The 20,467-nt window shown below is 43.9% G+C and carries 23 protein-coding genes; 8 read left to right on the top strand and 15 right to left on the bottom strand.

Annotated elements, in window-relative coordinates; translation table 11 throughout:
- Positions 1 to 15 precede the first annotated feature (15 nt).
- The 5 genes from ACH6CZ_RS07920 to ACH6CZ_RS07900 all read right to left on the bottom strand — a co-directional run bounded on the left by ACH6CZ_RS07920 (position 16) and on the right by ACH6CZ_RS07900 (position 6,073).
- On the bottom strand, positions 16 to 1,308 hold the full coding sequence (locus tag ACH6CZ_RS07920) for an extracellular solute-binding protein (protein WP_374097446.1): 1,293 nt from the start codon (positions 1,306 to 1,308) through the stop codon (positions 16 to 18).
- A gap of 212 nt (positions 1,309 to 1,520) precedes the next feature.
- On the bottom strand, positions 1,521 to 2,366 hold the full coding sequence (locus tag ACH6CZ_RS07915; protein ID WP_374096891.1) for a MurR/RpiR family transcriptional regulator: 846 nt from the start codon (positions 2,364 to 2,366) through the stop codon (positions 1,521 to 1,523).
- Between the two features lie 117 nt (positions 2,367 to 2,483).
- On the bottom strand, positions 2,484 to 3,779 hold the full coding sequence (locus ACH6CZ_RS07910; RefSeq protein ID WP_374096890.1) for a (Fe-S)-binding protein: 1,296 nt from the start codon (positions 3,777 to 3,779) through the stop codon (positions 2,484 to 2,486).
- The gene (locus ACH6CZ_RS07905; RefSeq protein WP_374096889.1) at positions 3,776 to 5,182 is read right to left on the bottom strand and encodes an FAD-binding oxidoreductase; all 1,407 of its coding nucleotides are present in this window, start codon (positions 5,180 to 5,182) and stop codon (positions 3,776 to 3,778) included. The genes ACH6CZ_RS07910 and ACH6CZ_RS07905 overlap by 4 nt, the downstream gene beginning before the upstream one ends.
- 30 nt (positions 5,183 to 5,212) lie before the next feature.
- Positions 5,213 to 6,073: a MurR/RpiR family transcriptional regulator gene (locus tag ACH6CZ_RS07900; protein ID WP_374096888.1), complete on the bottom strand. Its 861-nt coding sequence runs from the start codon at positions 6,071 to 6,073 to the stop codon at positions 5,213 to 5,215.
- A 150-nt stretch (positions 6,074 to 6,223) separates the two neighbouring features.
- On the opposite strand from ACH6CZ_RS07900, the gene nagA reads away from it, so the two are divergent.
- The 5 genes from nagA (at position 6,224) to hepT (ending at position 10,278) form a co-directional block, all read left to right on the top strand.
- Positions 6,224 to 7,381 (top strand): N-acetylglucosamine-6-phosphate deacetylase, encoded by a 1,158-nt coding sequence (nagA, locus tag ACH6CZ_RS07895; RefSeq protein ID WP_374096887.1) that lies wholly within the window; start codon positions 6,224 to 6,226, stop codon positions 7,379 to 7,381.
- A complete protein-coding gene (gene nagB, locus ACH6CZ_RS07890; RefSeq protein ID WP_374096886.1) occupies positions 7,369 to 8,091 on the top strand; it encodes a glucosamine-6-phosphate deaminase in 723 nt (240 codons plus the stop codon). Before nagA ends, nagB begins: the two co-directional genes overlap by 13 nt.
- A gap of 78 nt (positions 8,092 to 8,169) precedes the next feature.
- Complete coding sequence (locus tag ACH6CZ_RS07885; protein WP_374096885.1) at positions 8,170 to 9,330, top strand: GGDEF domain-containing protein; 1,161 nt, start codon at positions 8,170 to 8,172, stop codon at positions 9,328 to 9,330.
- Positions 9,331 to 9,482: 152 nt separating this feature from the next.
- Positions 9,483 to 9,881, top strand: coding sequence for a type VII toxin-antitoxin system MntA family adenylyltransferase antitoxin (mntA, locus tag ACH6CZ_RS07880; RefSeq protein WP_374096884.1), 399 nt, complete (start codon positions 9,483 to 9,485; stop codon positions 9,879 to 9,881).
- The gene (hepT, locus tag ACH6CZ_RS07875; RefSeq protein WP_374096883.1) at positions 9,871 to 10,278 is read left to right on the top strand and encodes a type VII toxin-antitoxin system HepT family RNase toxin; all 408 of its coding nucleotides are present in this window, start codon (positions 9,871 to 9,873) and stop codon (positions 10,276 to 10,278) included. The genes mntA and hepT overlap by 11 nt, the downstream gene beginning before the upstream one ends.
- Positions 10,279 to 10,322: 44 nt before the next feature.
- On the opposite strand, the gene ACH6CZ_RS07870 is transcribed toward hepT, so the two are convergent.
- Together ACH6CZ_RS07870 and ACH6CZ_RS07865 are read right to left on the bottom strand one after the other, a co-directional pair.
- Positions 10,323 to 10,766 carry a threonine/serine exporter family protein gene (locus ACH6CZ_RS07870; protein WP_374096882.1) on the bottom strand — a complete coding sequence of 148 codons (444 nt, stop codon included), beginning with the start codon at positions 10,764 to 10,766 and terminating at the stop codon, positions 10,323 to 10,325.
- Between the two features lie 15 nt (positions 10,767 to 10,781).
- A complete protein-coding gene (locus ACH6CZ_RS07865) occupies positions 10,782 to 11,558 on the bottom strand; it encodes a threonine/serine exporter family protein (protein ID WP_374096881.1) in 777 nt (258 codons plus the stop codon).
- Between the two features lie 377 nt (positions 11,559 to 11,935).
- Between ACH6CZ_RS07865 and ACH6CZ_RS07860 the strand changes: the two genes are divergently transcribed.
- Genes ACH6CZ_RS07860 through ACH6CZ_RS07850 form a run of 3 tightly spaced genes read left to right on the top strand, consistent with a single transcriptional unit; the run spans position 11,936 to position 13,872 of the window.
- Positions 11,936 to 12,397 carry a helix-turn-helix transcriptional regulator gene (locus ACH6CZ_RS07860; protein WP_374096880.1) on the top strand — a complete coding sequence of 154 codons (462 nt, stop codon included), beginning with the start codon at positions 11,936 to 11,938 and terminating at the stop codon, positions 12,395 to 12,397.
- Complete coding sequence (locus ACH6CZ_RS07855) at positions 12,381 to 13,553, top strand: PstS family phosphate ABC transporter substrate-binding protein (protein WP_374096879.1); 1,173 nt, start codon at positions 12,381 to 12,383, stop codon at positions 13,551 to 13,553. Before ACH6CZ_RS07860 ends, ACH6CZ_RS07855 begins: the two co-directional genes overlap by 17 nt.
- On the top strand, positions 13,543 to 13,872 hold the full coding sequence (locus tag ACH6CZ_RS07850; RefSeq protein WP_374096878.1) for a hypothetical protein: 330 nt from the start codon (positions 13,543 to 13,545) through the stop codon (positions 13,870 to 13,872). The genes ACH6CZ_RS07855 and ACH6CZ_RS07850 overlap by 11 nt, the downstream gene beginning before the upstream one ends.
- Positions 13,873 to 13,907: 35 nt before the next feature.
- Here ACH6CZ_RS07850 and ACH6CZ_RS07845 read toward each other — a convergent pair whose 3' ends face one another.
- The 8 genes from ACH6CZ_RS07845 to ACH6CZ_RS07810 form a co-directional block, all read right to left on the bottom strand.
- A complete protein-coding gene (locus ACH6CZ_RS07845; protein ID WP_374096877.1) occupies positions 13,908 to 14,912 on the bottom strand; it encodes an acrylyl-CoA reductase family protein in 1,005 nt (334 codons plus the stop codon).
- Between the two features lie 14 nt (positions 14,913 to 14,926).
- Positions 14,927 to 15,511: a DNA-3-methyladenine glycosylase gene (locus ACH6CZ_RS07840; protein ID WP_374096876.1), complete on the bottom strand. Its 585-nt coding sequence runs from the start codon at positions 15,509 to 15,511 to the stop codon at positions 14,927 to 14,929.
- 159 nt (positions 15,512 to 15,670) lie between these two features.
- Positions 15,671 to 15,871, bottom strand: coding sequence for a cold-shock protein (locus tag ACH6CZ_RS07835; RefSeq protein WP_041123677.1), 201 nt, complete (start codon positions 15,869 to 15,871; stop codon positions 15,671 to 15,673).
- Between the two features lie 183 nt (positions 15,872 to 16,054).
- On the bottom strand, positions 16,055 to 16,186 hold the full coding sequence (locus ACH6CZ_RS07830; protein WP_374096875.1) for a hypothetical protein: 132 nt from the start codon (positions 16,184 to 16,186) through the stop codon (positions 16,055 to 16,057).
- 194 nt (positions 16,187 to 16,380) lie between these two features.
- A complete protein-coding gene (locus ACH6CZ_RS07825) occupies positions 16,381 to 17,343 on the bottom strand; it encodes an ABC transporter ATP-binding protein (RefSeq protein ID WP_374096874.1) in 963 nt (320 codons plus the stop codon).
- A gap of 13 nt (positions 17,344 to 17,356) precedes the next feature.
- Positions 17,357 to 18,265, bottom strand: a complete 909-nt coding sequence (locus ACH6CZ_RS07820) for a C40 family peptidase (protein WP_374096873.1) — start codon at positions 18,263 to 18,265, stop codon at positions 17,357 to 17,359.
- Positions 18,266 to 18,269: 4 nt separating this feature from the next.
- On the bottom strand, positions 18,270 to 19,361 hold the full coding sequence (locus tag ACH6CZ_RS07815) for a dipeptide epimerase (RefSeq protein WP_374096872.1): 1,092 nt from the start codon (positions 19,359 to 19,361) through the stop codon (positions 18,270 to 18,272).
- Positions 19,361 to 20,281, bottom strand: coding sequence for a S66 peptidase family protein (locus ACH6CZ_RS07810; protein ID WP_374096871.1), 921 nt, complete (start codon positions 20,279 to 20,281; stop codon positions 19,361 to 19,363). Before ACH6CZ_RS07810 ends, ACH6CZ_RS07815 begins: the two co-directional genes overlap by 1 nt.
- Positions 20,282 to 20,467 lie beyond the last annotated feature (186 nt).

The raw sequence follows: 20,467 nt of genomic DNA, 5'->3' as shown, positions 1-20,467 counted from the left end.
CCTCCATTAAGTCAATTATTCTCCTCTTAATTCTCTTGATTTATCCGCCATCGCTTTTACAAATTCTTCAGCCGTAATTTTACCCATTAAGATGTCTACACTGCGGGCTTTTACTTCATTTGTAATCTCAACGGCAATTTCCATCTCTTCACCTGTAGGCTGGGCACGATTATAAATTTCAATTGCTCCAGGGTTATTAATCAAATCATTAATTCCCTTAAGGAATTCAGGTACATTCTCATTTCCACTCAAATCTACGCCTTGAAGGTTCATGATAGCGCCTGTTGATTCTGCAAACGCCTGAGCACGTTCTTCAGAGAACATGAACTCTACAAATGCTTTAGCTGCCTCAGGATTCTCAGCCTCTTTTGCAATTGCTACCGGTCTGATATCCGGTACAAGCGCCATTGCATCTCCCGAGTCATTCATTGGAGTTGGAATGAAACCATACTCAAAACCTTCTGGCGTATCATTCGCCATTTCATTTGGAAGCCAGAAGCCTACAGGAATATATGCTGTTTCATGCATAAGAAAATTCATCTGGGTTTGTGTATGGCTTCGCGCAGCAAATCCTTCATCGATCAGACCTGCGTCAACAATTTCCTGCACCTTTTTCATAATTTCTAATGCTTCATCACTTTCCCATGCTTCTACAACACCATTTGATAAATTATTCAGTAAGTCTTCGCCACCAGCTGCAGCAAAAGCAGGGTTTAGAACGCCTCTTTGGAAATACTGCGGATATTGACCAGTTGTAATAAACGGTTCAATTCCTGCATCATCCTGTATTGTTTTCATTGATGCTAACCAGCTGTCAAAGTCTTCCGGAACTTCCCATCCTTTTTCTTCAAACCAGGCACTGTCGTACCATGCACCCCATGTATCAAAGACCAGCGGAAGACTATACACAGCACCCTCTACTTCCTGAGCTGGTGAGATAAAGCTATCCATTAAAGGTGTATCACCTTCAAAAGTTAAATCGCCTGCCCAGTCACTAAGGTCCATTAACTGCCCGTCATTAATCATTTGTGTTTCATTAGCGCCGTTGCCATCAATATAAACAACATCTGGTGGATCATTTGAGATCCATCGCGTTTTCATTTCTTCGTTAATATTTGGTCCCGAGTGTTCAATTACTTCAACATCCGGATACTCTTCTTTAAATGCTTCAATTGTACTTTTCCACCATTCGTCACCGTACCCACCAACAAAGTACTGAATCTCAAGCTCCCCTGAAACTCCGCCTTCTGAACTGCTATTATTTGTTTGGTCAGAAGAGTTGTCTGAAGAACATCCTGCTAATGCCATAAGTGATAAAGCTGAAACCGATAGCAAACTTCTTTTAAATGTTTTGTTATTCACTTATTTTCACCCCTATTTTTTATTACGCTTAAAAAGTAAGCGCTTTCTTTTATCAGTAAATGTCAAGTACGTCCATCGTCTTTTCGTCACCCCCGAAAGTAAAATTGTGTTGGACTACATACACACTGATGATATTGAACGTACTTGTGTATCATTTATTAATGTATTTTATTAATCGCTTCTCTGGTTTTATCCAGTAAATTAATGGACTCTTCATATTTTAAGGAAGCAATTCCAATGAAGAGAATATCAATTACACTTAACTGCGCAATCCTTGACGCTGTTGCTCCACTGCGGATGCTTGCTTCAATAGGCGAGACAAACAAATTAACTGATGCCATTTTCTGAACAGTGTTAGTGCCATATGCAGTCAACGAAACGATATTTACTTTATTCTTCTCAGCCAACTTTAATGTATTGACAATTTCTTTTGTTTCTCCTGAGTAAGATATTGCAATAACTACATCCTTTTCATCCAGATGAACAGCTGATGTAAGTTGAGAATGACTGTCCGTCAGAGCCTCACACCATTTATTAATTCTCCGGAGCTTCTGCTCAAAATCCAATGCAACAATCGCAGAAGCACCGACACCTATAACGACTATTTTTCTCGCTTCTGCAATTAAATCAACAGCTGCTTTAATTGTTTTTTCATCCATTAAGCTGAGCGTACTTTTTATAGAATGAATATTATTGTTCGCAACTGACTGAACCATATCTGTTAAACTGGTATTTGCTGAAATATCTCTATACTTTTCTTCATCATGATTGTGACTGCTCAGTGAAGCTGAGATGCTCAGCTTTAATTCCTTAAAACCATTTATATGCAGGGACCTGCACATTCTAATAATCGTTGCTTCACTGGTACTAACATTCTTCGCCAGCATTGCGATAGGCATATCTAACACAAGTTGTGGATGATCAAGTATGTATTGAGCCACTTTTTTCTCAGACGGTTTTAGAGAAGATAAACCTTGTTTTAGCCTTTCAAGACCATTAACCATATTACCTCCCAGGGAAAATGTAGCTTAACTACTTAGTTTGTTATTTATATATGTAGCTTAACTACATTTTATGCAAGCACACTTCTAATGTCAATCATTATTTAAATTTTCTAAAATTTATTTTTGAGCATCAATTAGGTAATCAGCCAAATGTACAGCCTCTACCTGACCGCTAAGTCCTGCTCTTTCAATACCAAGCTTCATCTGTAACAGACAGCCAGGATTCGCTGTGACAATTACGCCAGGCGCTGCTTCTTTTACATATTGCATCTTGTCATCAAGAATCTGCATGCTCATTTCTGGTTGGACGAGATTATAAACACCTGCTGAACCACAGCAACCGTCTGCATTTTTCATCTCCACATAATCAGCACCCACAACCATCTGAATCAGCTGTCTTGGTTCGTGATGAACGCCCATACCGTTTCTTAGGTGACAAGAATCCTGATACGTCACGCGATGTGGACGTTTGCTAAAACGAATACAATGATCGAAGCCATGAAGAATAAGGATACTTGAAAAGTCTCTAATCTTTGCTTTAAATCTGACAGCGCGCTCATACCATTTTCTGTCCTGGGATAAAAGGTGATCATAGCCTGCCAGATATGCACCACACCCCCCGGCATTCAGTACAATATAATCAGCTTCCATTTCTTCAAATGCTTCAATATTTCGCTTTGCCATTTCAATTGCTTTTTCTTTTTCACCTGCGTGACCATGCAGTGCACCGCAGCAGCCCTGTCCTTCAGGAATAACAATGTCACAGCCTGCTAACTGCAGAAGTCTGATTGTATTCCGGTTTGTTTTACTAAACATCGTATCCATTAGACAACCATGAAAAAACGCAATTGTTGCTTTCTTTTCACCTGTTGCCAAAAGACGTTTTTTGTCAGTACGCACTCTTTTCGGAATCGCCGGAAGGACTTTCTCCATGTCACGCATCGATTCAGGAAACAGCTTTAAAAAGCCTATCTTCCGGATTCCTTTTTGCAGACCCGACGCCTGATAAAAGCGGACCAGGCCTACTGCTCTGTTCATCTGTTCATTTTTCGGAAACAGCTCATTTAATACCGTTCTGCGTATAACTTTTTCTTTTACCGAAGGCTTTTTATAATCCTGAATAATTGCCCGTGCTTCTTCAAGCATATGACCGTACTGAACGCCTGCAGGGCATACCGGTTCACATGCACGGCAGCCGAGACATACGTCCAGTGAGTTTGTCATCTCATCTGTCAGCGGCATTATGCCATCATGCACAGCCCTCATCATCGCAATGCGTCCTCGCGGGGAATGAACCTCGTCTCCACCAGTCTGTATGTATGTCGGGCAGCTGGGCAGACAGAAGCCGCAACGCATACAGTTCATCAGTTCGCCCTCATCCATTCTTTCCCTAAAAGCCTGTTCAACTGTCATCTGTCAACCACCACCCGTTTCTTCTCAGACTTGCCGAATATTTTGTTCGGATTCATAATATTATCCGGATCAAGCGACTGCTTTATCAGCTTCATGACATTAATACCTGAAGGGCCAAGCTTCCACTCAAGGTATGGTGCCTTCATCTCACCGACACCGTGCTCTCCTGTAATCGTTCCGCCAAGACGGATCGCCTCTTTAAAGATTTCCTCAAATGCTGCTTCCACACGGTGCATTTCTTCAGTGTCACGCGCATCTGTAATACAAGTCGGATGGAGGTTCCCATCTCCTGCATGACCGAATGTACAAATCGTAACCTGATGTTTTTCAGCAATCTCCGTAATTGCTTCAACCATCTCAGCTACCTTCGAACGTGGTACGGTTGCATCTTCTAAAATGGTGGTTGGCTTCAGTCTCGCTAGTGCAGAAAGCGCTGAGCGTCTGGCGGTCATAAGGTTGTTTGCTTCTTCTGCTGTCTTTGCAAGCTCAACTGAAAAAGCACCCTGCTTCTCGCAGATTTCTTTCATCAGCTGCATCTCATCATTAACAGCAGCCTCTCCCCCATCCTGCTCAATTAGCAGAACTGCTTCCGCTTCAAGAGGAAGCCCTACTTTTGTAAAGTCCTCTACAGCACGGATCGTCGCACGGTCCATAAATTCAAGTGTCGCCGGTATGACCCTGTTTGCAATAATCGCAGACACCGCTTCAGCTGCTTGATCCATCGCCCCGAACTGTACAAGCATCGTCTTTTTTAATAACGGCATTGGAATCAGCTTCAAGGTTGCTTCAGTAATAACGCCTAGCGTACCCTCCGCTCCAGTCAGCAGCTTTGTAAGATCATAGCCTGCAACATCCTTTGCAAGCTTTCCTCCGGTTTTAATAATTGAACCATCCGGCATGACTGCTTCAAGCCCAAGAACGTAATCCTTTGTTACGCCGTACTTTAACCCGCGTAATCCACCTGAATTCTCACTAATATTTCCGCCAAGCGTTGAGATTTTCATAGATGATGGATCCGGCGGATAAAACAGCCCGCGCATTTCAACTGCATCAATAAGGTCTTTTGTGACAACACCCGGCTGAACTGTCACTGTCAGGTTCTCCTCATCAATCTCAAGGATCTCATTCATCCGGTTGAACAGCAGCACCACACCGCCGGCAGTCGGCGTCGTTCCTGCACTTAAGTTCGTCCCGGATCCACGCGGCACGATCGGGATGCCTTCTGACCTGCAGAATTTTACAATCTCTGATACTTCCTCTGCAGACCCGGGTGACACAACCGCATCCGGCATCGCCTGGAAACCAGGTGTGCCATCATAGGAATATGCGAGAAGATCGGCTTGTGACGCACGGGCATGACCATTTGTGATAACGTTCAATCTTTTTAATAATTGATCATTCATTTGAGTCTCACCTCTTTTTCAGATTGTAATCTACTTGTTCTTTCTAAGAAATGATATCGAGTCTCTAGTTTCATCAATTTGTTTCATTGTATTCTCATATTCTCTGGATGCAATGCACATGAGTAGAATATCAATTACATGAAGCTGTGCCATTCTTGAGGAAGTAGCACCGCTTCGCAGGGTAGCTTCACCGGTTGGTGATATAAAAAGTTTAATATCAGCCTGTTCACCTACAAGAGTGCGACCATATTTAGTAATCCCAATTGTTGATACACCTTTACTATTTGCCAATTCAAGTAATCTAGCTACCTCCGGGGTATTACCCGAGAAAGATATTCCGACTACTACATCATTCATTCCTTTATTTGCAATTAAAGTTGCAGCCATATGCGTATCGGAAAATGCATGTACTACTTTACCTATACGCATGAATTTTTGCTCTGCATCCTTTGCCGCAATATATGACCCTCCAAAACCCAGAAAGATAATAGACTTAGCTTTGCTTAGAAGCTCTACAGCTTGTTCAATTTCTTTTTCGTTCATAATATCTACTGTTTCATTTAACATACGAATGGTGTTTTGGGTGACTTTACCAATAATATCTTTAACATCTTCTTTTGGATTAATATCTCTATAGGACTCTTTATGATTTTCCTTTAAGTCCCCTGCAACACGAATTTTCAATTCCTGAAATCCAGAAAAACCTATAGATTTGCACAACCTTATTACCGCAGCACTGCTTGTTCCACTTTTCTCCCCAAGCTTCGCAGCAGTAAGCTGAACCGCTTCTTCAGGATGTGACAAAATATAACGAGCGATTTTATTTTCAGACTTTGGCAGTTTCTCTGCCATTTCAGAAAGGATAATTATCCCTCCCTTAAATTCTCCCATAATCGTCCTCACCTTCTTTGTTATAAACTTACCTGTTTCATTTCAGCTTATATATATTTATTTTAAAAATCAAACGAATTTTTAAAATTTTATTTCATTCATTTTTTTATCGTTATATACTGTTTATAAATGTTATGTGGGAGTGCTATTATGACCAATCATTTAATTATCGAGTATTTTGTTCAAAATGAGAAAAAGAATATGATTATTTTTTCAGGAATGATCAAATCTATATCTGAATTACCTGAAGGTCGAGCTGATATCTCCATTCCCCCAACCCACCACTTACTCCCCGGCTTCATCGATCCACATATCCACGGGGCTGGCGGCGCTGATGTAATGGATGCAACACCGGAGGCGCTTCAAACAATGGCGCGGACGCTTGTAAAGGAAGGCGTGACGTCGTACCTGGCAACTACGATGACCCAGACTGGGGAGACTGTACTGAATGTTTTACGGAATACAGCTGAATATATGAAGAATCCATCTGCAGGCGCTGAACTACTAGGCGTTCACCTTGAAGGACCATTTCTTTCTCCTGAAAAAGCGGGTGCGCAGAATCCGGGTTTGATGCTTGATCCTGAAATCGAATTATTCAACCAATTCCAGGAGGCTGCAAGAGGCAATATTAAAGTGGTGACAGCTGCACCTGAACGGACAAACGGGCTGACTTTTATAAAAGAGATTGCTAAACGCGGTGTCACCGTTTCTATTGGCCATTCAAATGCAACGTATGACGAATTCAAAGAAGCGATAAAAGCCGGCGCGAGTCAGGTCACACATTTATACAATCAGATGAGTCCGTTTCATCACAGGGACCCCGGTGTGACTGGTGGTGCGCTTTTAAAGAAGGAATTAAAGGCTGAAATCATTGCGGATTTCGTACATAGTCATCCGGAAGCCGTGCGTCTCGCCTGGCGTGAAAAGGGGGCTGACGGCTTAATTCTGATTACAGATGCCATGCGGGCGAAAGGATTGTCTGATGGTGTGTATGACTTGGGCGGCCAACAGGTAACAGTACAGGGTGCCGAGGCACGACTTGACGACGGAACTCTGGCAGGCAGCGTGCTGACGATGGAGCAGGCGGTTAAACATATGATGTCTCTTACAGATATGACAATGGAAGACCTGGAAAAAATCACGTCAGCGAATGCCGCACGTCAGCTTGGGATATGGGAACGTAAAGGCAGTATTGAACCCGGCAAAGACGCTGACTTTGTGGTGTTGGATGAGCTTTATAATGTAGTGATGACAATCTGCCGCGGTGAAATTGTGTTTCAGAAGGAGGGGCTATCATGGATGTCGTGATTGTGAAAAATTATATTGAGATGAGTAAGTATGCTGCAGGACTCGTTGGAGAATGCATCAAAGAACGAGATCAACCGGTGATTGGACTCGCAACCGGTGGGACACCGATTGGGATGTATCAGCTGCTTGTCAGGCAGTACCGTGCAGGACTGCTTTCATTTAAACATGTACGTACGTTCAATCTGGATGAGTATATCGGACTCGAGCCCGCTCATGCTAAAAGCTATCACCGTTATATGCAGGAGCACCTGTTTTCACATGTTGATATTCCCCCTGATCAGACCTTTCTGCCGGATGGGATAGCACACAATCTCCGGATGGAATGCAGACGCTATGAAAAGCTGCTGAAAAAAATCGGACCGCCTGACCTGCAGATTCTTGGCATTGGAGAAAATGGGCATATCGGTTTTAATGAGCCCGGGAGTGATCTGGATAGTGGCACTCATGTAGTCAGGCTGGCAGCATCAACACGGAAAGCCAATGCACGCTATTTTCAATCCCTTGAAAATGTTCCAACACATGCTATTACAATGGGTGTGAAATCAATTTTACGTAGTAAAAAAATTGTATTATTGGCTTCAGGTGATCGAAAAGCTGAAGCTGTGAGAAGATTGCTCGAGGGCAATCCAGACCCTGATTTTCCTGCTTCTGCTCTTTACCAGCATCCCAACGTTACACTCATTGCAGATGAAAAAGCATTTTACAGCTGACAGGACCAATTTAACACTGGTTCTTTTTTACTATAAACGATATAATAAGTGAAAGTTTATGTGCACGGAGGCGGTAAAATGGCCGGACTGGATTCTCTCACACTGGGAGCTGTAATAGCGGTATTAGCATTTATATCAGCAGGTGTGATGACAATCACATGGAGAATGAACCTTGAAGAAAGAGGAGTAGGTATGTGGGCTGCAGCTGCCATTATTGGCGGGCTTGGCTTTTCAGCTTTAACTTTCTTCCCACTGATTGGATCTTACGCAACATTTCTCAATAATACCGGCACCCTGATTGCGCCTCTGCTAATCTTTGAAGGGATTTTGCGCTTCCGGGGATATGGGAAAGAAAATGTAAGGCGCGGCCTATTCATACCTGTCATCATCTATATCATTACCGTTTCATTTTTAAATCGTGATGATCCTAGTACCCGCTTTCTGTTTCACGATTCACTCAGTGCCATCATTTTTTTCGGCGCCGCGTTTTTCCTCCTCAGAAAAACACAAGGTGTCGAGAAGAAAATTTACTTTTTAACAGCTGGCATTTTTGCCATAATTGGTGGTTCTTTTATCATCCGCTGGGTCCTTGCACTAAGCGGTGAGTTCACTGTTAATCATATTAATCATCCATTTACCAGTTATCTTTTCTTTATCGTGATGATCTGGATTGTGGGGTGGACATACGGACTCAGCCTTGCAGTTAATTATCGGAATCACAAAAGAATGATGACTTTGGCAACACACGATTATTTAACCGGTCTGCCAAACCGAAAATTTTTAAACGACTATATAAAAAATCTGATGACCTCTCAGAAAGAAGAACCTTTTGTGCTTTACTCTATGGATTTAAATGGATTTAAGCAAATCAATGATCTATACGGGCATAAAACAGGTGATGATGTGCTCATTAAAATGGCGGAATCACTCAGGGACTTCACATGGGACCAGCATACAGCTGTACGTCTTGGAGGCGATGAATTTGTCATTGTTATGAAGCAGACAATTGATGAACGTGCCATTTCAGAAACAAAAAAGAAAATCCGGCAGGTGATTGAAGAAGAAAAAATGATTGAAACAGGTACGATCAGCCTGAAAACCTCCATTGGTCATGCGGCTTATCCAACTGACGGGCAGACGATGGATGACCTGTTGATTAAAGCTGATGCTCAGATGTATAAAGAAAAATCTTACCGGAAACTGGCATCTGAGATCCATTCAGAAACCTATCAGATCTAAGAAAATCCGACAGATTTCCCGGAAAATAGGCGGGTTTATATTCAGAAGTTTTGATTCCTGATGATCATTTGAGCTTGGGACCGATGTTATGGAAGAATCCATGATAAGCAGATATGGTACACTATAGAAAAACATGAACCGGAGGGGTTTACATGGATCATTTTAAACCTGCTATTCATCAAATGATTGAATCACTTGACCCCGAATACATTTTACTTTTCGGCTCACACGCAAAAGGCACTGCCCGCGAGACAAGCGACTATGATTTAGCTTATTATCCAACAAAAACAATTCCTCCATTTGATCAGCTGATTTTAAAAAGCCGGCTCTCAGAAATCCTTGGTGCTGAAGTTGATCTAATCAACCTCAGAAAAATTGATACTGTTTTTGCAGCTCAGATTTATTATGATGGAAAATGTATTTATAGTAAAAATGAGGATTTGTACGTCCTGGAGAAAATGAAGAGTCTGTCTATGTATGCTGATTTGAATGAAATGCGGATGAATATACTAAAGGATGCAGAACAACGGGGGCGTATATATGAAGAATGACGTAATCATAAATAAAGTAACTTCAATTGAACGATGCATCCGCCGGGTTAAAGAAGTATACAATGGTACACCAGAAAACCTTACAGAATTTACAAAACAGGACAGTATCGTTTTAAATATACAGCGGGCATGCCAGGTCTCTATTGATTTAGCCATGCATATTGTACAGGAGAAAAAACTCGGTATACCTAAAACCAGTCGCGACGCATTTGAGTTATTGGAACACGCAAAATTAATTGATGCCACGACTGCTCAAAACCTTAAAGCAATGGTTGGATTTAGAAATATTGCTGTGCATGAATACCAGGATTTAGAACTTGAAATCCTTCAGGCAATTATAGAAGAACATCTGAGTGATTTCACTACGTTTACTGAGCAATTTTTAAAAATGAATTAGTTTTCATATAAAATCCCGGCGATTCAATGCCGGGATTTTATTAATTAGCCAATCCTCTTCAACCTGCTCTGCTTCATAATCTGACTGATTACCTCAGACAAGACAATCCCCATCGCAATCGAACCTGACACCATGAATGCTTTTGCCGCATAGGACAGGGCCATATTATAATCATTCGTAACAAATGAACGCATCGCATTATAAGCGGTTCCACCCGGTACGAGCGGGATGATCCCTGATACGATATAGATAATAATCGGCGCTTTATAGACGCGGGAGAACACCTGGCTGATCACCGCAATCATAAAAGCCGCTGCAACTGTTGCCGGCACCTCACCTATACTTTGCAGCGTCAGCAAAAAGTACGCCATCCATCCGAGCATCCCAACCAGTCCGCACTTCCACAACGCTTCTTTTGGTGCGTTAAAAATAACACCAAATCCGGCTGCAGCAATGAAGCTTGTTACAATCTGAACAACAACATCCACAGGTACTCCCCCTTTCTATAATAACGTGACGACAACTGCGATCCCTGAGCCGATCGCAAACGCGGTCAGGAATGCTTCGGCCCCTTTAGATAAACCGGATATAAAATGACCTGCGATCAGATCCCGGACAGCATTTGTAATCAGAAGTCCAGGTACAAGTGGCATCACGGAACCGATAATAATTTTATCCAGCTCCTGCCCAAGCCCTGTCATGACAGCGCCCGCAGCAAGAAGCCCAATCACAAGCGCCGCCATAAATTCAGAGAAAAACTTGATCAGTACAAGATCATGTACATAGACAACACTCGCAAATCCTAGTCCGCCAATGATCATCGCAGGAATAAAGTCGGCCCATGAACCCTGAAACATCATCAGAAAACAGCCGCTCGAGATCGCAGCGGCTGCGATTCGGGTTGCTAAAGCGTAAGTTTCATCGTCTTTATAAATTCTTTTTAAAATCCGGTAAGCCTGTGGAACATCGAGTTCACCGTTTGCAATCCGGCGTGACGTACTATTCACAAGCATCACTTTCTTCAAATCGGTGGTGCGGTCAGAAATCCGGATCAGCTTCGTCTTCGTCGGTTCTTCCGTCTCGATCGAAAACATGATACCGGTCGGCGTGACATAACTGTGAGACTCCTTAATGCCAAAATTTTTTGCAATCCGCATCATGGTATCCTCCACACGATAGGTCTCTGCCCCGCTCTCAAGCATGATTTTCCCAGCCAGCAGACAAACATCCATAATGTCATACTGCTCCTCAAGATACTGCTCCACATCTTCAATTTCCATGCCGTCACCACCTCCGTACCATTTCAGTGCTATTAGTGTAGCATGATTTTTTAGGGGATGGGAGGATATTTTCGGGTGTGTTTTGGACAACTGATTAAATTGTGTATACAGAGGGGCTGGTCAGTTGCAACAGTTTCTGGTCGGGCGGTAGCATACCGGCTTAAGGTTGTAGCGATACACCCGGGAACTTGTCGTGATTCGGATAGAAGTTGTAGCAATCCACCGCCTAGTTGTAACAATCTCACCATTTTAGTAACCAGTCATTCGCTATCCACACCCCTTACCCACAACTGTGTACAAAAAAGCGATTGACGATTAACACAAATAGTGTAATATTACACTTATAAATTATTTTTAACCTAAAAGGGGCGCTTGATTTGAATAAAGAACGGGTTATCCACATTGTCGCAGAGAAAATGAAGTTAATTAGAACGGAAAACGGTTATTCGCAGGATAGAATGGCAGAGCTGCTGGGGATCTCTAAGAAAACGCTTGTGCAGATTGAGAAAGGACGTTCTCTGCCCGGGTGGAACACTGCCGTTGCAGTTACTGCTCTTTTTCATCAGAGTGAAGTACTGCAAAACAGTCTCGGGGATGAGCCGCTTGAAGTAATCAGGCTGGTAACATTTGATCACGCTGAAGAACCCTACAACAGAACAATGGGCGGAAAAGTATGGTGGAAAGAGCTTCGTTCAGCAGGTGGTTATACACTACAGCAGAACCTGATCAGCAAGCACTTCCGGATTCTTGATGAGAAGCACTTCAGATGGTTAAGTACGTTTGATGAAAAAGAAGCTTATATGCGACTGGAGGAATTGGCAGATGGAAAAAGAGCCTAAGCATGACTTATTAAGACTGATTGTAGCAATATTTGTTGGTGTAATTGCCTTCTTTTTTGTCAGTATCGCAAGCCTATTTTCCTTCATGACCGCAGGGGAGCGCGCGATGCATACTGTTATCGGGGTCAGCATTGCACTGTACATATTGTTTATTGTGAGACTTTTCCGATTTGCCCAGGGAAAAAAGCTCGCTTATACAGCAGCAGGCCTCGCAGCAGCAGTTGCTGTGACAATCGGCAGCATGGCAGCCTATGATGCTTATATTGAAAGCATCACAAATTCAGCTGAAGTGGACCTGACAGCTTATGAGCCGTTTGAGTCAGATACGAAAGCTGTATCCATGACTGAAGAAGCATCTCTCCATTTAAAGGATGACCTGCCTAAACTCGACGGTGCAACTGCACTTTATCCACTCTATTCTTCATTTGTGCAGGCAGTCTATCCTGAAGATGATTATCCACATGTGGGTAACTCTTATCATACTGTCATGTCTACTAAAACGGACAACGCTTACCGGAGATTAATTGAGGAAGAAGTGGGGATTATTTTTACCGCAGGACCTTCAGAAAGACAGAAGCTTGCTGCTAAAGATGCAGGCTATGAATTTGACATGACACCAATCGGCCGTGAAGCGTTCGTATTTTTCGTTAACGCCAAAAACCCTGTGGACTCTTTAACGATTGAAGAAATTCAGGGGATCTACTCAGGTAAAATTACGAACTGGCAGGAAGTCGGCGGGAATGATCAGGAAATTCAGGCTTTCCAGCGTCCTGAAGACAGCGGAAGTCAGACGGGACTTGAGAAACTGATGACTGGTATCCTAATCATGGAAGCCCCAGGCGAAGAAATGGTCTCAGGCATGGGTGGAATCATTAAAGAAACATCCGACTACCGAAATCACGGAAATGCAATCGGCTTTTCCTACAGATTCTTTTCCACAGAAATGGTGAGAAATGGGGATATCAAGCTGATCGCAATTGACGGCGTTCAGCCTTCTGAAGAATCAATCCGTGATGACAGCTATCCACTCTCAGCTGAATTTTATGCCATTACTGTTGGTGAACGTACTGAAAATGAACAGAAGCTGATTGACTGGATTTTGTCTGAGGAAGGTCAGTGGATTGTGGAGGAGACGGGGTATGTGAGTGTTGATTGAAAAGATCTTCTCAGATAAATACAGAAACTTAATGAAAATTGCTATCGAAAGTATGATTTACCTTTTATTTTATTACAGTATCTTTAACAGTGATTTTCTTTTATTTCACGTTTCTATCACTTATATTTATCCCCTGCTGGTTATCTTGTTTTTCGTCAGAATCATGGTTCTGTTCAAAAATCATTATCAGGTTTATGAGTATTCATTTGTTGCCATTTTGTTTCAAACCATTTTCATTATATTCAGTGCACAGGCGGTATTTATAAGTTTATTAACCTTTTTTATGATGCTTGATGCGATTTTTCAGATGACGGAATAAAAAAGCAGGCCGAAAACTGGCCTGCTTTTTCATCTCTATTCCCCCGCTACCTTAACAAGCACGCGGCCGCGAATCTTACTTTCAACGATATCCGCCATTGCCTGCGGAACGTCCTGAAGCTCAACTTCACGATCCACCATATCTTCCAGCATATCAGGCTTCAAATCAGAACCAAGCCGCTTCCAGACCTTTTCGCGCAGAGGCATTGCACAGTAAGCTGAATCCACGCCCAGCAGACTAACACCACGCAGGATAAATGGGTGCACTGTAGCAGGCACCTTCGTTCCACCAGTCAATCCGCTCACCGCAACTGCTCCATTTTGCTTCATTTTACTTAACACAGACGCCAGACTGTCTCCTCCAACAGGATCAACAGCCCCTGCCCAGATTCCTTTATCAAGCGGTCTGATCTTCCCGCCATCATACACTTCATCACGTGAAATGACGTTTGCAGCACCAAGTGATTTCAAATAATCGTGTTCTGAAGATTTCCCCGTGCTTCCGGTTACCTGATATCCTCTTGAAGCAAGCATCGCAACCGCCATACTGCCAACACCGCCCGTGGCACCGGTTACCAGCACATCACCTGATCCAGGCGTTACATCCTCTTTTTCCAGTCTATGTACCGATAAGCCCGCAGTGAACCCTGCCGTACCGAAAATCATCGCTTCACGGAGTGTTAGTCCTTCAGGCAGTGGTACCACCCAATCAGCAGGGATACGTGCATATTCACTATATCCACCAAAATGAGTTACACCAATATCATAGCTCGTCGCAATGACCTGATCCCCTTTTTTAAAACGGCTGTCTTCTGACGATTTAACCGTTCCTGACAGATCAATTCCCGGTATAAATGGGTATGATTGCACAATCTTCCCGTCCTTCAAGCCGGCCAGTCCATCTTTAAAATTCACACTGGAATACGCAACTTTGATCAGCACTTCCCCTTTTGGCAGCTGATCCTCCGTTACATCAGCCACTTTCGTTTCTATCTGATCGTTTTGTAAATCAACCATTACTGCTTTAAATGTCATCTTCATTTCCTCCTCTTTGTCTAACGCGAAATATACGGATTTCCTTTTACAAAGAACCGCCATGGATAATCCCGGGCCTCACCCGTATTATCAATCCCAATTCTTGGACCAGTGACAATATCAAAATCTTCCTGACTCCACCCATCGAAAATCTGCAGAGGCGGCACTGTATAATGCGAGCCGTAATCACTCATCGCAATCCCAAGCGCCTTCGTCAGCTTCCCGGGCCCGTTCGTCCACTCAACCTGTTTCCTCCCAGGACGCCTTTCTTCCATTAGATGAAGTCCCTCAACCGGTTCAACTGCACGGATCAAAACAGCCTGTGGCGTATCCACCTCAGCAGCCACCACATTCACAAGCGTATGCGTATGCATCTGATACGTATAAACAGAACCTGCTTTTCCGAACATAATCTCCGTCCTGCGCGTCCGGCGGTTCTGAAAACTGTGCGCCGCACGATCCTCAGCCCCCATATACGCCTCAGTCTCCACAATAATACCTGACGCCTTGCCCTCTGGTGAATCCTTCACAAGCAGCTTCCCAAGTAGAGATTCAGCAAGTTCAAGCGCAGTCCGTTCATAAAAAGACTGTGACAGTGGTTTCATGAAAATCCCACACTTTCTTTTAAGCAATACTTCTTTCTTTCCCTCAGTGATTCCTGCTTAAAACTTGTTTTTGATGATATGGCGGTGTGCATTGTACATGCAAAAAACAAAAAAACACCCGCTCCTCAAAAGAGAAACGAGTGTTTTGAATGTGTAAAATTATAATTTTACAACGTTAGCAGCTTGGTCGCCACGGTTGCCTTGAGTGATTTCAAAGCTAACTTTTTGACCTTCTTCAAGAGTTTTGAATCCGTCGCCAGTGATAGCTGAGAAGTGTACGAATACATCTTCGCCGCCGTCTACTTCGATGAAGCCAAATCCTTTTTCTGCGTTAAACCATTTTACTGTACCTTCGTTCATGGGTAATTCCTCCACTGTGTTCTAAGTTTTACTTAATAGCTGAGTAAAAACAAAGAATTCACATGCTATCACAAGCTTTTTACATGATCGGAAAATGTAAAAAGTTCCTGATAACATGTGAATTAGATGGTGTTACGTATTAAGCATGGATTAATCATAGCATGGGGTTTTGGAAATAGCAAATCATTTGGCAAAATACTTTACGACATGATTCGCAATTCCGTGTTGTGCAAACGTTCCGATCGTGATCAGATGGGGGGTTACGATGTCTGAAAAATAAAGGTATATGATCGTAAATTCTTTATCTCCAAACAAAAAAGACCACCCAAAAGATGGTCCTTCCCGCTTAATACCTTTTCGCTTTACGGCTATTTAGAAACTTACGGATGAACGGGTATACGATCGGTCCGTATTTGATTGCGCGCTTAATGAGTCGTCCCATAATGAATCCCTCCCGCTTGTGGTCAAGTTAATCTTGTTATTCCCATATCGCGGGAGATACAAACATATCAGTCTGCATAGTGACATGCAGCAAAATGTCCGGGGCGTACTTCACGCCATTCCGGTACGACTGCTGCGCAGCGGTCTGTTGCGACAGGACAGCGGGTTCTGAACACGCAGCCTGACGGCGGATTGATCGGGCTTGGCAGCTCTCCGTCGAGCAGAATCCGCTCGCGTGACTCTTCCACATCAGGGTCCGGAATCGGGATCGCTGACATCAGTGCTTTGGTATATGGATGAAGCGGTTCATCGTATAGCTTTTCACTTGTAGTAAGCTCCATCATCCGTCCAAGGTACATGACGCCGATCCGGTCAGAGATGTGCTTTACCATTGAAAGGTCATGGGCAATAAATAAATATGTCAGCCCTTTTTCCTCCTGAAGCGATTTCAGCAGGTTCACCACCTGTGCCTGCACGGATACATCAAGCGCTGATATTGGCTCGTCTGCCACGATAAAGTCCGGATCTAGTGCGAGTGCACGCGCGATTCCGATTCTCTGACGCTGACCGCCTGAGAATTCGTGCGGATAGCGGTTGGCATGATCTCGGTTCAGCCCGACATCTTCAAGCAGCTGATATACTTTTTCCTTCATTTCCTTTTGATTTTTATAAAGACCGTGGATTTCCATCGGCTCTGAGATAATCTCCAGAACAGTGGATCTTGGATTTAATGAAGCGTATGGATCCTGGAAAATCATCTGCATATTGCGCAGGAAATCAAACCGGTCTTTTTCAGACATGCTGTGAACATCTTTCCCGTCAAAGGTCACGGAACCTTCCGTCCGGCCGTACAAGCCCATTACTGTCCGTCCTGTTGTGGATTTACCGCAGCCGGATTCACCTACAAGACCCAGCGTTTCTCCTTTATGTACGTCAAAGCTGATCCCGTCTACCGCTTTTAAAAGCTGGTTTTTACCAAGATCAAAGTGTTTTTTCAGGTCTGTTACTTCCAGCAGTTTTTGACCGCTCATGGTGTCTTCCTCCTCATTCCTGCCAGTAGCGCCTTGTCTGGCACCATTCTTTTTCGTAAAATGTTCCTGCGATTTCCTGGATCATAATCTTTTTGCCTGGAGTCGGCGAGTGAATCATTTTGCCGTCCCCTTGATAAATCGCTACATGGTGCAGGCGTCCTTTACCTTCTTCATAAGCGAAGAAGATTAAATCCCCAGGCTGTACATCTTCTTTTGCAATTTCTTTTCCATCCGCTGCCTGATCAGATGCATCACGCGGGATCAGATAGCCGTTCGCTCTCATCATGGAGTAGCTGAAACCGGAGCAGTCATATCCGTATGGCGTCATCCCGCCCCACAGGTAAAGCAGATCCAGAAATCTTTCGCCGTCTTTTAAAATGGCTGCAGGCGTCCCTTTTTCAAGCTCACCTGTGAAAAGTTTAACTGCATCTCTTTTTACAAAAGCCTGTCCGTGAGGTGTGTGCACTCCCACCATTCCATCTTCAAGATCCGTTACCGGAAGAATGGTTGTAAACGCAAGTGTCACCAGCGCTTCACCACCTTCATTTAAAAGTGGCGTGAAGTCAGCAGTGATGATTGCTTTTTCCTCAGACGCTTCCATATTATCCTCGTTAATTTCAGTCAGCTGTGAAAATGGAATCCACCCCGGATAGCCAGCCGGATGCTTTTTAGAGCTCTGGGACAATACAACAACGTGTGCCCAGCCGTCATTCACTTCTTCAATTGTCACGGTCTCCCCGTAAAGTACCTGGGACTGCACTTTATTACCATCAAGCAGTTCCTTTCGCTCTTCAGCCGTCATTCCCTCAAGCCACGCGTCAATTCTGACCGGTGCTTCAAGTGCCGGCTGATCGAGATCGCGTGGTGATGCAGGCTCCGTCCAGAGTGTTGCTGCAGTTACATTGATTTGTGCTGTTCTCATCTGATTACCTCCTAAGCACTGCGTGTTCTTTAATTGATTCAATGCCAAGACCCGTCGCCCCGCTAAATTTCATTCGGGCTTTATCAAACTCAACGCCCCCATTTACAATATCCTCAGCCAGTAAAAGCGGTGCGTCAAAATCATAGCGCGTGATATTCCGCTGACTTGCAGCAAAATGGGCAGCCGCTGAAATTCCGACATTCGTTTCAATCATACTGCCCGTCATACATGGAATGTCGTAGGCTTCAGCAAGCTTTGAAATCGTCATTGCCTGATGGATGCCGCCTGCTTTCATCAGCTTAATATTAATCAGGTCCGCTGCACGCATTTCAAGCACTCGAATGGCATCCTGCGGGCTAAAGACACTTTCATCTGCCATGATTGGCGTAAATGTATGGTCTGTTACATATTTTAATCCTTTAAGATCATGCGCTTTAACCGGCTGTTCGACGAGTTCAATATTCAGTCCCTCATCCTCCATCCGGCTGATCGCGTATACTGCCTCTTTTGCTGTCCAGCCCTGATTCGCATCCAGTCTCAGCGTGCAGTCCGTTTTTTCACGGATGGCCCTGATGCGCTTCAGATCGTCCTCAATCGCACCAATGCCGACTTTTATTTTTAGCACAGAAAATCCATCCTGTTTAAATTGCACGGCATCTGCAGCCATTTCGTCAGGTTCATTTACACTAACCGTGTAGTCCGTATCAAACGAATCAGCAGCTCCGCCTAAGAATTGATAAAGCGGCAGTCCGGCGTGCTGTGCAAGCAGATCGTGAATTGCACAATCAACGGCTGCCTTTGCACTTGTGTTGCGAACCATTGATGTGTTCAGTGTGTGAAGCAGGCTTTCTCTGTGTAAAAGCGACTGACCGATACACTTTGGTGCAATAATGCCGTTGACTGCTTCTTCAATACTTGAAAGCGAATCACCTGTAATCACGTGTGTCGGCGGTGCTTCACCGTAGCCGTTACGACCTTCTTCATCTGTAATTTTTACAATCACAGAGTCAGAAACCGTCAGCGTCCTGAGTGCTGTCTTAAATGGTTTTTTCAGCGGCACTCTGACACGGAACGTTTCAATAGAGCGAATCTTCATCACTCCACCCCCGGCAGCAGCGTCAGCGTTTTATCAGCTGCTGAAAGCTTCGCGTTGACGCCAAGCGGTACTGAAAAATGCGGTTCACAGTGACCGATTTTAAAACCTGACACGACCGGAATCCCAAGGTCGCCTAAGTAGTGCTGTAGTACTTCATCCAGTGAAAGTGACGGCTTCCCGTTTGTCGGCACCGCATTTTTAAAATCACCAGCCACAATCCCGTTCAGTTCATGCAGCTTACCCGCTGACTTCAGCTGGCTCAGCATGCCGTCAATTCTGTACGGCTCTTCATCGACGTCTTCTATTAAAAGAATTTTATCTTTTGTATCAATTTCATGCTTCGTGTTCAGCGTGCTCACAATCAGCGTCAGGTTTCCACCTGTCAATTCACCAGTCGCACCACCTGCTGTAATCACATTCAGCTCACCGATTGCTTCTGTGTAATGAAGCTCCCTCGGCTCAAACAGCTGTGCGAACATTTTTCCTGACAGCTCGTGGAACTCATCCTTGCCAATTTCAGAAGCAGGCATCGGGCCATGAAACGTGACAAGTCCAGTTTCCTGACGGATCGCTGTATGTAAATAAGTGATATCGCTGTATCCCCAGAAAATTTTCGGGTTTTGACGGATTAAGTCATAATCAATTTTGTCAGCGATGCGGCCAGTACCATAGCCGCCGCCTGCGCAGATGACTGCACTTACTTCAGGGTCAGCAAACATCGCGTGAAGGTCCTCAAGCCTCTCTTCATCTGTTCCTGCGAGGTAACCGTGGACATTGCGGACGTGTTTACCTTCTTTTACTTTTAAGCCAAGTGATGTGAAAAATTCAATTGATTGTTCCATGCTTTTTATATTTGGCGGACTTGCCGGCGCGATAAAGCCGACTGTGTCCCCGCTTTGAAGTCGTTTTGGTAAGATCATTTGTGTCGTGCTCCTTTCTGTACTCTGAAAAAGGGGTTTTGGTGACCCACTTTTCGGAAAACAGAAGTGGTTTGATGAATGAGGAGAGGAGTGTAAATAGTCCCAATCTCATGAACCACAATGAATATTTCATGAACCGACTGGAAAATCTTCTGAACACCAGAGGTAATCTCATAAACCATTGAC

Origin of the sequence: Jeotgalibacillus sp. JSM ZJ347 (assembly GCF_044383825.1) — a bacterium.
Taxonomy (GTDB): Bacteria; Bacillota; Bacilli; order Bacillales; family Jeotgalibacillaceae; genus Jeotgalibacillus.
Note: the sequence above shows the minus strand (reverse complement) of the source record. Positions and strands in the feature narration are given on the sequence as shown.